This is a genomic window from Chryseobacterium sp. UF-81 (assembly GCF_058245105.1).
Genome location: NZ_JBSIBX010000011.1, coordinates 68,821 through 83,113, shown reverse-complemented (window position 1 = coordinate 83,113; position 14,293 = coordinate 68,821). Strand labels below are relative to the sequence as shown.

Genomic DNA, 14,293 nt, shown 5'->3' with positions numbered 1-14,293 from the left:
CTTATTTTTTTATGACTTTAAAGGTTTTTAGATGTTCTCCATTCTGATTGATTCTGATAATGTAAACCGCAGAAGGAAGAGAAGAAAGATTAAGTTCGGACTTTGGCTGTAAGATCACGTCCTTTATGATCAGTTTGCCCTGAGCATCGAACAGCTGATATTCCGATCCCTTATACGGAGCAGAAGAAAAATCTATGTACAGATAATCTCTGGTGGGATTCGGATAGAGTAAAATGCCTTCTTGCTTTGTTGTGGTTTCGCTGGCAGAAAGTGTCGTTATTTCATAAGCCTGCTGTACGCCCTCCAATACCTGGGAGCCTGCTCCCTTGTACATATAAGCGGTCTGACCAACACTATAAGAAACCGAGCCGTTGCCTCCTGATGCATTTGTTCCCGTGGCCAGAACTGTCGATTGGGCACTCAGAATACTGACGGAAAAGGTGAACAGAATGAGAAAGAAGCAGTGAATAGATGTTCTTTTCATGTAAAATATTTTTGTGGTTATTAATTGGTTTTCCAAGTTTTCAAGAGAAAATTTGTGACCACTAAATTACCACATATCGCAACCGGATTGAAGGAAAATAGACTAACGTCAAAAAAAATCGACCAACAGCATTTTATAGCAAAAATGTTGGTATTCAGTGCTTAAGGGTTGAGAAAAGAGAGGCTTTCTTTGTAAGTTCTGCCAATGGGAAGCCTGATCTGATGGATCAGCTCTATTTCATGGCTGCTTTTTCCCCGGATGAAATGACGGGGTACGGCATAGCTGCGATGAATTCTTATGAAAGAATCGAAAAAACTTTTATGAAGAAGATTTCCCAGGGAATCCAGAATACAGTGTTTCTTATCATGGGTAACAAGCCGGGTATAATCTTTTAAAGCTTCAAGATAAAGAATATCTGTAAGTCTGATTTGGGAAATATTACCGTTTTCCTTTACTTTAATACAGTTTTCACCGAGAAGGGCATCGAAGCATTCACATTTTTTTTTCATTTCAAAAAAATTGAAGGTTTTCTCTATAGAATGCTGGATACGCTCTGTTTTGAAAGGTTTTGTAACAAAATCCAAAGCCTCAATTTCAAAAGCTTTTGCAGCCAATTCCGGATGAGAACTTACAAAGATACAGGCAGGAATCTTATAGGCCAGCTTCCTGAATTCCAGCCCGCTCATGCCGCCAAGTGTAGTTTCACAGATCAGCAGATCAATTGGGAATTCCAGGTAGGGAACTGCTTTTTCCGCCGAATTAAAAGAGGCAACAATCTCTATATTATCGTATTGCCTTATATGATGCTGAAGAACCAGTCTGTCCAGTTCGTCATCATCAATAATCATACATTTAATATGGGAATTCATGATCTTGGTGTTAGTTTTTACGGTATTTGTAAATTTAAATGTTTATTATTTACAAATAAGCGTTATAAAGGTATTAATTTTTTATAAATGAAAGATATTGTAAACTTAAATTAACATTAAAAAATAAGGAAAACTAAAAATGATTTTGTTTTTTTTCCTGAAAATTGGTATCTTGTGAAAATCACAAACATAGACAGAAATTAATGCTAGATAAGAAACAACATAATTACGAGAGAGCAGTTTTGGTGGGGGTTATTACCCAGAATCAGGATGAAGACAAGCTTACGGAATATATGGATGAACTTGAGTTTTTAGCCTTTACAGCAGGCGCAACAGTTCAAAAACGTTTTACTCAAAAATTAACTCAGCCGGATTCCAAAACTTTTATTGGAAGCGGAAAGGCTCAGGAGATAAAAGAATATGTAAAGGAAAACGAGATCGGGACCATTATTTTTGATGATGAATTGTCTCCTTCCCAGCTTAAAAATCTCGAAAGGGAAATAGAAGTAAAAATTCTGGACAGAACCAACCTTATCCTTGATATTTTTGCACAGAGAGCTCAGACTTCCTATGCAAGAACACAGGTAGAGCTGGCACAATACCAATATCTTTTGCCACGTCTGACAAGAATGTGGACTCACCTTGAACGTCAGAAAGGGGGAATTGGGATGAGAGGTCCGGGGGAAACGGAGATTGAAACTGACCGTCGTATCATCCGTGACAGGATTACCCTTTTAAAAGACAAACTGAAAACCATTGACAGGCAGATGGCTACCCAGCGTAACAACCGTGGAAAAGTGGTGCGAGCCGCTTTGGTGGGGTATACCAACGTTGGAAAATCTACGCTGATGAATGCCCTTTCCAAATCCGAGGTTTTTGCAGAAAATAAATTGTTTGCAACCCTGGACACAACGGTAAGAAAGGTGGTTATTGGCAATTTGCCGTTTTTGCTTACCGATACGGTAGGATTCATCAGAAAACTTCCTACACAGCTTGTGGAGTCTTTTAAATCTACGCTGGATGAGGTTCGGGAGGCGGATTTGCTTATTCATGTGGTAGATATTTCCCATGAAAGCTTTGAAGATCAGGTAGAATCTGTTAATCAGACGCTCATGGAGATCAATGCCCATCAGAAGCCGATGATCATGGTTTTTAATAAAATTGATGATTTCAGCTACGATAAGAAGGATGAGGATGATCTTACCCCATCTACAAAAAAGAATATTTCTCTGGAAGAATGGAAAAAAACATGGATGGGTAAATCCAAATATCCCACTGTTTTCATTTCTGCCTTAACGAAAGAAAATTTTCCGGAAATGAAGAAAATGATCTATGATGAAGTAATGAAGATCCATATCTCCAGATTCCCATACAATGATTTCCTTTTCGAATATTTCGACAACGACGAGGAAGAAGAAAACGACAATTAATGAAATATCACTTTTTCCTGATATTGGTTTTCTTTTCGGTTTTCGGTTTCAGCCAGAAGTCAGGAATTGATTTGAAAAGCATTGAGAAAAATCTTAAAAATCCGGATTCTCCCTACAATTATGAGAAACTGATTTTTAAATACAAAGGATATCCTAAATCCCTGGACAGTATTGAGGCTCAGTATCTTTACTATGGAAGGAATTTCAGAAATGATAAAGTTTCTGCAGTTGATGAGAGTTTCAAAAGTCTGACGGATGCTTTTAAGCAGGGTAATTTCGATGAATGCATCAGGCTGGGCAAAGTTCTCTATGGTAAAGATCCTACCAATCTGGATATACTTCTGGTTCTTCTCAGGGCGTATGATTCCCGTAAAGACGGAAATAATTTTGTCCATCATCTGAGCCAGTTCAGATTGCTTACCGGAGGCATAAAGGATTCCGGTAACGGAACCTCTGAAAAAACAGCCTATTTAGTTAATTCTGCAGGAGATGAATATATCCTGCTTAATATTCTGAATATCGGAAAAGATTATGTAAGGTCATCACAGCCTGCCAAAGACGGGATGTTTGATATCTGGGAAAAAGACGGGCGCAAGCTCTATATTAAAATACTTTATTCAGACCTTAATTAAAAAAATACTTTAGTGGAGTTATATTATTCATTTTCAGCCTTAATAGTATTAGCATCAATTTTTGCATATCTCAATTACAGATTTCTGAAACTTCCAAGTACCATTGGGATTATGGTCATTGCCATCGTAGTTTCTATTTTTCTGGTAATGTTTGGAGAAACAGTGCTTCCGAGAACTTTTGGGCATCTTAATAAGTTAATGAACAGTATAGACTTTACAGAAGTTCTGATGGGTGCAATGCTAAATTTCCTTCTCTTTGCGGGAGGTATCCATATTAATATCAATGATCTCAAGGAACAGTTCAGGCCGGTTCTGATATTTTCTACGGCCGGAGTGGTTATTTCCACATTTGTAGTAGGGTTCGGAATGTTTTACCTGCTGCCTTTTTTAGGGATTCAGCTTCCGTTTATCTTCTGTCTGCTTTTTGGAGCGCTTATTTCGCCTACCGATCCGGTGGCTGTTTTAAGTATTCTGAAACAGGCCAATGTTTCTAAATCACTGGAAACAAAAGTGGCTGGAGAATCTCTTTTCAATGACGGTATGGCCGTAGTGGTATTTACGGTTGTTTTACAGCTTGCCATCGGAAAAGAAGTGGATCTCGGTGTTGAAAGTATCGGATTGCTCCTGATGAAAGAGGCCGGCGGAGGAATCCTGCTTGGGGTTTTGCTGGGGTGGATCACTTCCAGGCTGATGCGTGAGGTGGATGATTATATTATTTCTGTCCTGGTAACGCTTTCCGTAGTAATGGGAGGGTATCTGGTTGCAAGGCAGATGCATATTTCCGGCCCTCTGACGATGGTTGCCGCAGGTTTGTTCATGGGTAATTTTAATGTAAGGTTCAAAATGAAATCCATTACCCAGGATTACCTCATCAAATTCTGGGAACTGATCGATGAAATTCTTAATGCCGTGCTATTCCTGTTTATTGGGTTTGAGCTATTGATGATCAAAGACTTAAAGCACTTTATGGTTCCCGGCTTACTGGCGATTGCGGTCGTTTTAATAGCCCGTTTCATTTCCATCTGGGTACCTACGAAATTTATGTCTCTGCGAACAAGATTTAGTCCGCAAACGGTAAAAGTTCTCGTCTGGGGAGGAATCCGTGGCGGAGTTTCTATTGCATTGGCCATGTCTATTCCTAAAAGTGAATACAGTGAGATTATCTTAAGTATCACTTATTGTGTAGTTGTGTTCTCGATTATCGTTCAGGGACTTACCATTGCAAAAGTAGCCAATCCGAAAGCAATCGCGAAAGAAGAGGAAGCACAGGGTATTGTGACGGATGAGCATGCTTAATTAAAAACACGAACTGGAATGAATAAATTACTTCAAATTATTTTTATTCTGTGCTTTGGTTTATACTTTTCTCAGATCAATGTTGAGGAAATTAAAAAGAATGTTACAGAGAACCCTCAGCAATACAATACTTATTTGGAGACCTTCAAAAAAGATCCCGAAAGCCTTACCCAGCAACAGATGAATTTGCTTTATTACGGGAGCCGTTTTATGAGCTCCGGTCATGAAATGTCAGATTATAATAATGATTACAAAAAAATCTGGAAAATTGCAGAAAAGAAACCTTCAAAAAGTAAAGCACAGAAAATCCTGGCTAAAGCCGAGGCTGCCTATGCAAAAGATCCGTTGAATAAATCGATATTGAGCAATATGGCACATATCTACGATTCTTTAGATGATAAGGCCAGAAATGAACTGGCTGTAACCCAGTATAATGCTATAATTAATACCATTAACAGAAGCGGAGACGGAAGTTCAGAAGATTCTCCTATCTGTGTGATCTTGGCTGGCGATGTTACTGCCCAAATCGATAATTTGGTAGGCTATGGAACTGTTGCAGATTTTAAACAGAATATGAAATTTTTGCCGGATGGAAGCATGCTTACTGTTTATTCAATGGGATCTAAAAAAATATTTGTAAAACTTGTAGGGGGATTCAGATGAAAGGAATAATTAAAGAAATAGAAGAAGCATTAGCTGTTTTGTCCATTCCCGAAAAAGCAGAATTTTTTCCGAAGTTCTTTAAAACAGGAAAAGGGGAATATGGAGAAGGAGACCTGTTCTTAGGGGTAAAAGTTCCGGATCAGCGATCTGTTGCTAAAGAATATTATTCAAAGATAAGTTTACAGGACCTCAGTCTTCTGTTGTCTTCAAAATACCACGAACACAGGTTAACTGCGCTCTTTATGCTGATCTCTAAATTTGAAAAAACGAAAGACCAGGCCGTGAAAGAAGAGATTATCCGGTTTTATCTGGACCATCTGCCGCATGTCAATAACTGGGATCTGGTAGACTCAAGCTGTTATAAGATTTTAGGAAGATATGCTTATGAGAACGGAAGGGAAGAACTGTTGAGAAAGCTTTCGGATTCTGAGGAAATGTGGCATAAGAGAATTGCCGTTGTAGGTACGATGCATTACGTGAAAAAAGGATCTTACGAGTTGACTAAAGAATTTGTAGCCAAAAACCTGAAACATACCCATGACCTCATGCATAAAGCCAACGGATGGCTGCTTAGGGAAATGGGGCAGAAAGATAAAACAGAGCTTATCCGCTTTCTGAATAAGCATTATCAGGAAATGCCGAGAACCTGCCTGAGATATGCTATCGAAAAACTTGATGAAGAAGTAAGACAGGATTATTTGAAAGGAAGAATCTGAAAAAAGCCCCTTTCTTTCTTAAATAACTCAATATGTACGTATTTTAAGAAGAGAATTGAGTAATTTTGTTTTTTAAATTCAAATATGAAAAATTTTCTAAAGCTGTTCGTGCTGATTTTTCCATTATTATTGTTGACAAGTTGTTTTGATATTTTAGATAAAGTTAATGTCAAAGCCGACGGAACAGGAGAATATACCATTATTCTTAATGCCAGCAAAAGTAAGACAAGACTGGCTTCCATTTCTAAAATGGAGACTATTAACGGAAAAAAAGTTCCTAAAAAAGGTGAAATTGAAAATAAAATCAATGAAGCCGCCAGAATTTTTAAAGCAACTCCGGGAATCAGCAACGTAAAAACTTCAATGGATTTTGATAATTATATCATCAAACTGAGCTGTAATTTTAAAAAGATTGAAAATATTAATGCCGGACTGGAGCAGCTGAAAGCCAAAAATATCCTCGGAAAAATGATTCCTACACAGATTTACAGTCAGAACCTTCAGAAAAAAACATTGATCAGAAACAAAGTCAATACCTTCAGAGAGGATTACGACAAAATGGGTAAGGCAGATAAGGAGATCTTCAATAATGCCCGATATACCTCAGTAATGCAGTTTGAAAATGTGGTGAAATCCCAGACCAACAACGCGTATTTACTGGCTCCGAATAAAAAAGCAGTGAAGCTGGAAGCCGATATTTTAGACCTTATTTTTCAAAAGAAACAATTACAAAACACGATATTATTTCAATAAATTTAATACTCCACCATGAAATCTCTATTATTAAAAACACAAATAATAACTTTTGTACTTTTTGGTTTTATGCTCGTTTTTGCACAAAAAAGCATGAAACTTCCTACCGATGCCATATTTTATATGGAAATCAACGGGAAACAGCTGAATCAGAAAATCAACTGGCAAAAGCTTAATCCTTTACTCCATGAACTAAGCAAGAAAAATAAAGAAAAATCTTCATGGAATGATTATTCCAAAACGGGCATTAAATATGATGCTACCCAATATCATTATGCCAGTTTTAACGACTCGATACAGACGTATACCACTCATTTTATTGTAGATAACAAAGAAAAATTCCAGGAATTCATCAATTCTACCAAGAAAAAAGGATTGGAGATCTCAAAGAAAAAGAATTATTCTTATGTGGATATAGATGATAATGTTTTTGTTGCCTGGAGTAATGACCGTGCTGTTTTAAGTATGGTAAACTATACCAAACCTTATAAAGATACCTGGTCTAGTGTGGCAATAGACAGTGTTGCAACTGTTGCGGACAGTGTGGCTGTTGCTACTGTGGACAGTGCTTATGTCACAGAGCCGGAAAAACCTTTCGACTACAAAGAAGAAATAATAAGTCTGAAACAGGACATTAAATATTTAAAAGACAATATCAGGGAGAATAACAAGGAAATTGCCAGAATTCAGAAAGATATCAAGTATCTCGAAAAAAATCATAAATATCCGAAAGAAAATGTAGACACCCAGCATTCTGAAGGTGAAGCCGAAGTGTATCCAAGAGAAGAGGAGTATGCTGAAGCTGAAATAGATACAGCATACCAGAAAGAACTGGATTCTGTGCGTATTGAAAACTTCAAGATTGTAAAGAAAATTGCGGAAGACCGTTTCGACCGGTATTTCAGCTCGAATTTAGAGATTGAAGTGCCGAAAGCCATGCTTACATTCAGAGATCCTAATTCCGATGCTTATGTTTATACAGATTACGGAAGAATGGTCAATGATGGGATTTATGGAAAAATGATGAAGCGTTTCGAATTTGGACAGTTTTTAAGAAATGCATACGATTCCAACTCCTATTACAATTTATATTTTGACAAAGACAAAGTAAAGCTGGTCAATAACTATCAGCATAAAAACCCGGAAATCCAGAAAACCATTTCATCTGTTTATAAAGGAAAGAAAAACAAGAAGCTGGCAGCACTGATCAATGAAAAAAGCATTGGTTACTATGTCGTGAACGTCAACGGAGCCAAGACTTTTGATATGATGTACGACCTTCTTCAGGACACAGGAGACGGCGAATATAAAAAAGAAATGGAGCTGATGATGGAAACCATGAAAATTGTTCTGGATGAAAAAGCCATCACTAAAATAGCCCCAGGAAACGGAATCTTTGTTCTGAATGAATTGAAATCCAAAAAAGTAGACTATACAGATTATGAATATGATGATGATTATAATGAAAAGGAAGTAAAGAAAACCAAAGAAGTGGCCGTTCCCAATTTTACCTTTGCTTTTGCAACAGAAAATGAAGGCTATTGGAACCGTGTTTTTAATGTTCTGTCTACCAATAAGCATTTGTCCAAGAAATTCTCAAAAACCGGAAACATGTACTCCTTTAAAGATGAGAAAGGCGACGGATATATGGATCAGCTGTACTTCATTGTAAAAGATGGTATCGTTTATCTTACAAGCTCTACAGAAAACCTTACCACTCAAAGTCAGTCTGATGTTTCTAAACAATGGGCTAAAGATTCTTCTAAATACCCATTATCCGGAAGGCTGGATGTTCAGAAGCTTTTAATCGGTTTAGAAAAAGAATTTAAAACACCTTCTGAAAGAAAATCATTGGATTTCTTCAGAAAAAATGTGGGGGAAATGTATTATAAAACTGAGGTGAAGGGAGAAAGCTTAGAAACAGAAATAGACTATAATATTAAAAATTCTTCAGAAAACAGCTTAATGTATTTCTTTGACCTGTTCGATGGAATTTATAAAATTAATGAAGAAGAAAAAAAGCCTCAAATACTGTAAATGAACAAGAAAAAAATTATTGTCCCGTTAACTCTTTTATTCGCTGCTGCGTTCTATTTTGTATTTTTCTATAAAAACAAAACATTAAAATTTGTTCCTGAAAATGCAGATGCCGTTGTTTTGATCGATGTGAAAAGATTAACAGGACAATATATTTCAAGCCTCATTGCCCACCCCTCAAAATGGACAGAAACTAAAGAAAAGGATAAAAAAACGATTTCATTAAAAGATTCAGGAATTAAAATCCCGGATTTTTTACAGATTTTCCACCTCAGGGGCGCCAAGTTTTCAGAATGGTATAGCGTAGTTGAATTAAAAGATCCGCAAAAATTCTTAAATTATTTAAAGAGTCATCGGTTTGTAGGCAAAGGAAAAAATCTATTTCAGAAAGATCAGATTTTTGTCAAAATAGTTGGTGAAAAAGGGATCATTGGAACTTCCGCATCTGCTTTTGAAAACATCGGTCAACAGCTTTTTCAATCTTCAGAAAAAAAGGCTTTGAATGCGGACCAGTTTATCAATAAGTCTTTGGGAAGTGTTTCTTTCATTTCAGGAAAGACCATTCAGAATTTTTCTATTGAACTGAATGCTGATGAAATTGAAATAAAAAATACGGAAGAAGTGAGAACTTTTACATCACTAATCTCTGGCATACAGAAAAAAAATCACTTTTTAGAAGCAGAATTAGATGCCCGGAATGTGAAAAATTATGTTCGCGTTTTCAATAAAAATCTCATGGATTCTGCTCAGATCAATTATTTTAAAGCAACCGCAGATCTTGAACAGGTGAATGATACCATAATCAGCTACGGCTATGACGATAATTTTAATGAAATAGAGAAAAAGACCGTTCAGAAAATTATTCAGCCTAATTATGTGATTAATCTTCAAAGTTCTTCTCCTGAAAAGACATGGGAATATTTTCAGCATAAAAAATGGACCAACACCAAGAATCAATTCACAGCAATCCCTTTTCAGCCTAATCAGATCGAGAGAAGTAAAGAAGGTTTTATTATAAAATCTACCAGAAAGCCTATCGGGTTATCTCCAAATCTTAAAGAAAATTATATCTTCGTCAGAAACAGCCCTATGCTGATCTCTTCATTAAGCATTTTATCACCGGCAGAGAAAAATTTGCTTTCCGGTATAGAGTATATATTTTATGGGAATATAGCCCAGAACTATTGGCTGAAGATTAAAGCGAAAAAAGAAGAGCTGCCTTTAATTTTAAGATGGTAGAAATCCTTCAAATTTGAACATAAAAAGTATTAATGGGACCATCTGACATTGCACTGCTGAAAACTTTTACACATTATTTTTTACATCTGGTTTTTCCGGTTTTCATTGCCCTTATCTTTTTCCGTAAAAACTGGAAAAAAGCTTATCTCATTATGTTGGCTACCATGCTCGTAGATCTGGATCATCTTTTTGCCCATCCTGTTTTTGATCCGTCAAGAAATAGCATAGGCTTTCATATTTTACATTCCTATTATGCTATTGCGGTGTATTTTTTGCTGCTCTTTTTTAAAGGAAATATCAGAATTGTGGCCATTGGTCTTTTGTTTCATATGCTGACGGATTTTCTGGATTTTAACCTGTGGATCCATTAGAAACAGCGAAGATGGAAAGAGGGAGGCTGGAAATTAATAGCCGGTTTCAATATCAATTGAGATGATAATAAATTAATAAAGTAGGATTTAAAAGGATAAAAAAGTAGGTAGGCGTCATCACTTATGACCTCAATAAATTCCCTCTTCTAACTCCCGGCTTCCTTACTTTGTTAAATTAAAATATGATTAATATTTTCTTTTGATATTTCAAATTTCATAGATTTTTTGTATTTTGTAGACACTTTATGAGATTAAAAGAATTTTTACATTATACGTATATTTTCCCTGTCCTTGCTGTGGGGTATTACTTTTCCGGACTGATGGGAACCGGAATTTTATATGATGTTCTTGCAGGAATCCTGCTCACCGGAAGCGTCTTATCCGCAGTGCATCACGCAGAAGTGGTAGCTCATAAAGTAGGAGAACCTTTCGGAACCATTATTCTTGCCCTCTGTATCACCATTATTGAAGTTGCGCTTATCATCTCACTGATGGTTGCCGGCGGAGATCAGGCGATCACGCTGGCCAGAGATACCGTTTTTGCTGCCGTAATGATTATTCTTAACGGGATTCTGGGGATTTGTATCCTTATAGGCGGTGTAAAATATCATGAACAGTTCTTCGCAAGAACTTCCGCTACGACTTACCTGGTAAGTATTGTTTCCATTCTGGTGCTTACCCTTGTTCTTCCCAATTTTACCTCAAGTGTCAACGGACCTTTCTATAACGAAGCCCAGCTTATTTTTATTTCCATTGCCTGTCTCGTGATCTACGGAATTTTCCTGATGGTACAGACCGTGCGCCACAGAAGCTACTTTATCGTTCCTGATGAGCATCCGGAAGAACATTATATTCCTTCGTTGAAAAAGACGCTGATAAGCTTCGGTTTTCTGGTAGTATGCCTGATTATTGTTGTATTGATGGCCAAAGGTCTTTCCGGAACCATTGAAGGAATGGTACAAAGTATCGGTGCACCGAAATCTTTGGTAGGGGTAATTATTGCAGGGGTAGTACTTCTTCCTGAAGGAGTAGCCGCTATACGTGCCGCAAGAAGCAACCAGATACAATCCAGCCTAAATCTGGCGCTGGGATCTGCTTTGGCAAGCATCGGGCTGACGATTCCGGCGGTGTCTACCGTTTGTATCATTTATGATATCCCGCTGGTCTTAGGACTTGATAAAAAAGATATTATCCTGCTGTCATTATCCGTATTTATTGTAATGCTTTCCTTAAGCCGAGGAAAAACGAATGTCCTGTACGGAACCGTTTTATTGGTGAATCTCGCTGCCTACATTTTTACGGTTATCGTCCCATAACATTTCTCACTGACAAACTCTCAAACCCCAAAACTCTCCAACTTGTATCACAGCCTCCTCGCCATTTCCATTTTAAAAGCCATCAGCCTGGCAATATTTTCGGATTTATAAATGGCCATATCTGCATTTTCTCCGGCAAAATTCTCCTCAATGGTTTCTCTCCAAAGCTTCAGCCACTGATCAAAGTGTTTCTGTTCCATAGCCTGAATTTCATTGATCGGAAAATGAACAGCCATAGGATTTCCTTTGTAGCTCATCTGTCCAAAAAGAATAGATTCCCAGAACGAATACATTTTAGGAAGATGTTTATCCCAGTTTACTTTGGCGACATCATTAAAGAAAAACCCAATCGTTTCATCCTTAACGACTTTGGCATAAAATGAATTGACAAGATGCTGAATATCCTCTCTTGATTCCAGTTTTTTCATAATTCAAATGTACTGCAAAATCAAAATATAAATTCAATCGGCAGCTTGATAAATTTCATGAAAACAATAATTTATCTTTGCATCGTAAAAGAGGCAAAATTGGCAATAACAATTTGGTTTATTACAGTTAACGGACAAAATAAATTATTATAAGATGGCAAGAGGATTCAGACAGAAGATCCGTCAGAAAAATACCGAAAACAGTGGCTTTGGCAGCAATGCATCCGGAAGGTTCATCAATAGGGACGGGCTTCCGAATGTAAAGCGGAGAGGAGTGAATGTATTCAACAGGCTCAGCTGGTATCACACCATGCTGAATCTCTCAACTTTCCGCTTCTTATCTTATCTGGTGATCGCCTATATTCTCATTAATCTGGTATTCGCACTCATTTATTATCTCATTGGTGTAGAGCATCTTACCGGAATTGATAAAAGTGACCCCCTGAACGAATTCATTGATGTGTTTTTCTTCAGTTCGCAAACCTTTACCACAGTAGGTTACGGAAGAATTGCGCCTGTAGGTTTTACGGCGAGCTTGGTAGCCACCTTTGAAGCTTTTCTGGGATTGCTTACCTTTGCCATTGCAACCGGACTTTTTTACGGAAGATTCTCCAGGCCGAGAGCTTACCTCCGGTTTTCGGACATTGCAGTTATTGCTCCGTTTAAAGAATCAAGGGCTTTGATGTTCAGGCTGGCCCCTTATAAGAACAATGCCTTGACGGATGCAGATGTTATTGTTTCAACAGCTATTGAAGTGATTGAGAATGGAGTTCCGAAAAGTAATTTTTATTCTTTAAAAACCCATCTGAGCAAGATCAACACTCTGGCGCTGAACTGGACGGTAGTTCATGAAATAAAGGAAGACTCCCCATTTTATGGCTTTTCTGAAGATGATTTTAAGAACACGGATATTGAGATTATCGTTCAGGTTCGGGCATTTGATGAAGTCTTTTCCAATACGGTGGTTCAGAGATCTTCCTATGTCTCAGCTGAAATTGTTTACGGAGCTAAGTTTGCTCCCATGTACTATCCGGATAATAATGATCAGACAACCATATTGGACCTGGATAAAATTAATGACCACCAAAAAGCAGATCTTCCGGCCGTGCCGGAGATATAAATAAATGAATTTAGACCTTTACAAAAAGCAGGCTTTACAGAAGCAGAAAGAGCATAAAAAATTTCTGGACGGGCTGAAAAAGAAACCGCCCAAAAACCTTGATTATGTAGTTCAGGAAACCCATGATGAAGTTTTTGATGAAGTGGATTGTCTGCAGTGTGCCAATTGCTGTAAAACAACAGGGCCTTTATATACCGAAAAAGATATAGAACGTATTTCAAAACACCTGCGAATGAAGCAGGCTGATTTTGAAGCTAAATTTTTAAGGGTAGACGAAGATAACGATAAGGTGCTTCAGAATCTTCCGTGTTTTTTCCTCAATAATGACAATACCTGCTCCATTTATGAAGTAAGGCCGAAAGCCTGCCGGGAATATCCGCATACAGATCGTAAAAAGATTTACCAGATCAACAGTTTAATGCTGAAAAATACTGTTATATGCCCGGCTGCATTTGAGTTCGTGGAAAAAATGATGAGGAATATTTCAAAATAATCCTTCGTATAAAATATCATAAATAATTATAAAGTACGTTAAATAAGACTGTTACACATAATTTAGTAAAGAGAGTGTCGTTTAAGTTAAACAACCATTTAAAAATTATATTATGAAAAAGTTAGTTTTAACTGCAGCGTTTACTTTAGTCGGCGTAACCGCAATATCGGCCCAGGCACAGACACAACCGCAAAAGCCAGCTGATACCTCTAATAACCAGACCACTCAGACTCAACAGCAGAATACGCAGCCGAGCACTACTACAGAGACCAGTACTCAAACACAAAATACCACAACAACCTCTACGGTGGATGCAACAACTCCGGTTGCAACAACTGATGCTACCGCTACAGTGAATGCAGAGACCGCAACAGATGCTGCAAAGCCTGCAGAGGCAACAAAAGAAGGAAGAAAAGCTAAGAAAAAAGCAAAGTCATCTAAGTAGT

At 37.5% G+C, this 14,293-nt stretch carries 16 protein-coding genes; 13 read left to right on the top strand and 3 right to left on the bottom strand.

The annotated features are described in order from the left end of the window. Position 1 precedes the first annotated feature (1 nt). Together AC4IFE_RS15295 and AC4IFE_RS15290 are read right to left on the bottom strand one after the other, a co-directional pair. Positions 2-484, bottom strand: a complete 483-nt coding sequence (locus tag AC4IFE_RS15295) for a T9SS type A sorting domain-containing protein (RefSeq protein ID WP_490758005.1) — start codon at positions 482-484, stop codon at positions 2-4. A 161-nt stretch (positions 485-645) separates the two neighbouring features. Continuing rightward, on the bottom strand, positions 646-1,353 hold the full coding sequence (locus AC4IFE_RS15290) for a LytR/AlgR family response regulator transcription factor (RefSeq protein ID WP_490758004.1): 708 nt from the start codon (positions 1,351-1,353) through the stop codon (positions 646-648). Between the two features lie 203 nt (positions 1,354-1,556). Between AC4IFE_RS15290 and hflX the strand changes: the two genes are divergently transcribed. From hflX to AC4IFE_RS15240, 10 genes are all read left to right on the top strand, one after another. Then, positions 1,557-2,783: a GTPase HflX gene (hflX, locus tag AC4IFE_RS15285; RefSeq protein ID WP_490758003.1), complete on the top strand. Its 1,227-nt coding sequence runs from the start codon at positions 1,557-1,559 to the stop codon at positions 2,781-2,783. Next, positions 2,783-3,415 carry a DUF4919 domain-containing protein gene (locus AC4IFE_RS15280; RefSeq protein ID WP_490758002.1) on the top strand — a complete coding sequence of 211 codons (633 nt, stop codon included), beginning with the start codon at positions 2,783-2,785 and terminating at the stop codon, positions 3,413-3,415. Before hflX ends, AC4IFE_RS15280 begins: the two co-directional genes overlap by 1 nt. 12 nt (positions 3,416-3,427) lie before the next feature. Beyond that, a complete protein-coding gene (locus AC4IFE_RS15275) occupies positions 3,428-4,711 on the top strand; it encodes a cation:proton antiporter (RefSeq protein WP_223557994.1) in 1,284 nt (427 codons plus the stop codon). 18 nt (positions 4,712-4,729) lie between these two features. Continuing rightward, entirely contained in the window at positions 4,730-5,374 is a 645-nt protein-coding gene (locus tag AC4IFE_RS15270) for a DUF4919 domain-containing protein (protein WP_490758001.1), read from the top strand. Beyond that, on the top strand, positions 5,371-6,090 hold the full coding sequence (locus AC4IFE_RS15265) for a DNA alkylation repair protein (protein ID WP_490758000.1): 720 nt from the start codon (positions 5,371-5,373) through the stop codon (positions 6,088-6,090). Before AC4IFE_RS15270 ends, AC4IFE_RS15265 begins: the two co-directional genes overlap by 4 nt. An 84-nt stretch (positions 6,091-6,174) precedes the next feature. Then, positions 6,175-6,843: a hypothetical protein gene (locus tag AC4IFE_RS15260; RefSeq protein WP_490757999.1), complete on the top strand. Its 669-nt coding sequence runs from the start codon at positions 6,175-6,177 to the stop codon at positions 6,841-6,843. 15 nt (positions 6,844-6,858) lie between these two features. Then, complete coding sequence (locus tag AC4IFE_RS15255; RefSeq protein WP_490757998.1) at positions 6,859-8,880, top strand: hypothetical protein; 2,022 nt, start codon at positions 6,859-6,861, stop codon at positions 8,878-8,880. Next, a complete protein-coding gene (locus AC4IFE_RS15250; protein WP_490757997.1) occupies positions 8,881-10,119 on the top strand; it encodes a hypothetical protein in 1,239 nt (412 codons plus the stop codon). Positions 10,120-10,151: 32 nt separating this feature from the next. Beyond that, positions 10,152-10,490 carry a DUF6122 family protein gene (locus tag AC4IFE_RS15245; RefSeq protein ID WP_490757996.1) on the top strand — a complete coding sequence of 113 codons (339 nt, stop codon included), beginning with the start codon at positions 10,152-10,154 and terminating at the stop codon, positions 10,488-10,490. 245 nt (positions 10,491-10,735) lie between these two features. After that, entirely contained in the window at positions 10,736-11,806 is a 1,071-nt protein-coding gene (locus tag AC4IFE_RS15240; RefSeq protein WP_490757995.1) for a calcium:cation antiporter, read from the top strand. Between the two features lie 47 nt (positions 11,807-11,853). Here AC4IFE_RS15240 and AC4IFE_RS15235 read toward each other — a convergent pair whose 3' ends face one another. Further along, positions 11,854-12,234, bottom strand: a complete 381-nt coding sequence (locus tag AC4IFE_RS15235) for a group III truncated hemoglobin (RefSeq protein WP_490757994.1) — start codon at positions 12,232-12,234, stop codon at positions 11,854-11,856. A gap of 154 nt (positions 12,235-12,388) precedes the next feature. On the opposite strand from AC4IFE_RS15235, the gene AC4IFE_RS15230 reads away from it, so the two are divergent. The 3 genes from AC4IFE_RS15230 to AC4IFE_RS15220 all read left to right on the top strand — a co-directional run bounded on the left by AC4IFE_RS15230 (position 12,389) and on the right by AC4IFE_RS15220 (position 14,292). Beyond that, the gene (locus AC4IFE_RS15230) at positions 12,389-13,354 is read left to right on the top strand and encodes an ion channel (protein WP_490757993.1); all 966 of its coding nucleotides are present in this window, start codon (positions 12,389-12,391) and stop codon (positions 13,352-13,354) included. Positions 13,355-13,358: 4 nt separating this feature from the next. Beyond that, positions 13,359-13,847, top strand: coding sequence for a YkgJ family cysteine cluster protein (locus AC4IFE_RS15225; protein WP_490757992.1), 489 nt, complete (start codon positions 13,359-13,361; stop codon positions 13,845-13,847). A gap of 112 nt (positions 13,848-13,959) precedes the next feature. Further along, complete coding sequence (locus AC4IFE_RS15220) at positions 13,960-14,292, top strand: hypothetical protein (protein WP_490757991.1); 333 nt, start codon at positions 13,960-13,962, stop codon at positions 14,290-14,292. Position 14,293 lies beyond the last annotated feature (1 nt).

Excerpts from the sequence above, each read along its gene's own strand:
- AC4IFE_RS15295 (WP_490758005.1), bottom strand. The coding sequence starts at position 484 with ATGAAAAGAACATCTATTCACTGCTTCTTTCTCATTCTGTTCACCTTT.
- AC4IFE_RS15290 (WP_490758004.1), bottom strand. The coding sequence starts at position 1,353 with ATGAATTCCCATATTAAATGTATGATTATTGATGATGACGAACTGGAC.
- hflX (WP_490758003.1), top strand. The coding sequence starts at position 1,557 with ATGCTAGATAAGAAACAACATAATTACGAGAGAGCAGTTTTGGTGGGG.
- AC4IFE_RS15280 (WP_490758002.1), top strand. The coding sequence starts at position 2,783 with ATGAAATATCACTTTTTCCTGATATTGGTTTTCTTTTCGGTTTTCGGT.
- AC4IFE_RS15270 (WP_490758001.1), top strand. The coding sequence starts at position 4,730 with ATGAATAAATTACTTCAAATTATTTTTATTCTGTGCTTTGGTTTATAC.
- AC4IFE_RS15265 (WP_490758000.1), top strand. The coding sequence starts at position 5,371 with ATGAAAGGAATAATTAAAGAAATAGAAGAAGCATTAGCTGTTTTGTCC.
- AC4IFE_RS15260 (WP_490757999.1), top strand. The coding sequence starts at position 6,175 with ATGAAAAATTTTCTAAAGCTGTTCGTGCTGATTTTTCCATTATTATTG.
- AC4IFE_RS15255 (WP_490757998.1), top strand. The coding sequence starts at position 6,859 with ATGAAATCTCTATTATTAAAAACACAAATAATAACTTTTGTACTTTTT.
- AC4IFE_RS15250 (WP_490757997.1), top strand. The coding sequence starts at position 8,881 with ATGAACAAGAAAAAAATTATTGTCCCGTTAACTCTTTTATTCGCTGCT.
- AC4IFE_RS15245 (WP_490757996.1), top strand. The coding sequence starts at position 10,152 with ATGGGACCATCTGACATTGCACTGCTGAAAACTTTTACACATTATTTT.
- AC4IFE_RS15240 (WP_490757995.1), top strand. The coding sequence starts at position 10,736 with ATGAGATTAAAAGAATTTTTACATTATACGTATATTTTCCCTGTCCTT.
- AC4IFE_RS15235 (WP_490757994.1), bottom strand. The coding sequence starts at position 12,234 with ATGAAAAAACTGGAATCAAGAGAGGATATTCAGCATCTTGTCAATTCA.
- AC4IFE_RS15230 (WP_490757993.1), top strand. The coding sequence starts at position 12,389 with ATGGCAAGAGGATTCAGACAGAAGATCCGTCAGAAAAATACCGAAAAC.
- AC4IFE_RS15225 (WP_490757992.1), top strand. The coding sequence starts at position 13,359 with ATGAATTTAGACCTTTACAAAAAGCAGGCTTTACAGAAGCAGAAAGAG.
- AC4IFE_RS15220 (WP_490757991.1), top strand. The coding sequence starts at position 13,960 with ATGAAAAAGTTAGTTTTAACTGCAGCGTTTACTTTAGTCGGCGTAACC.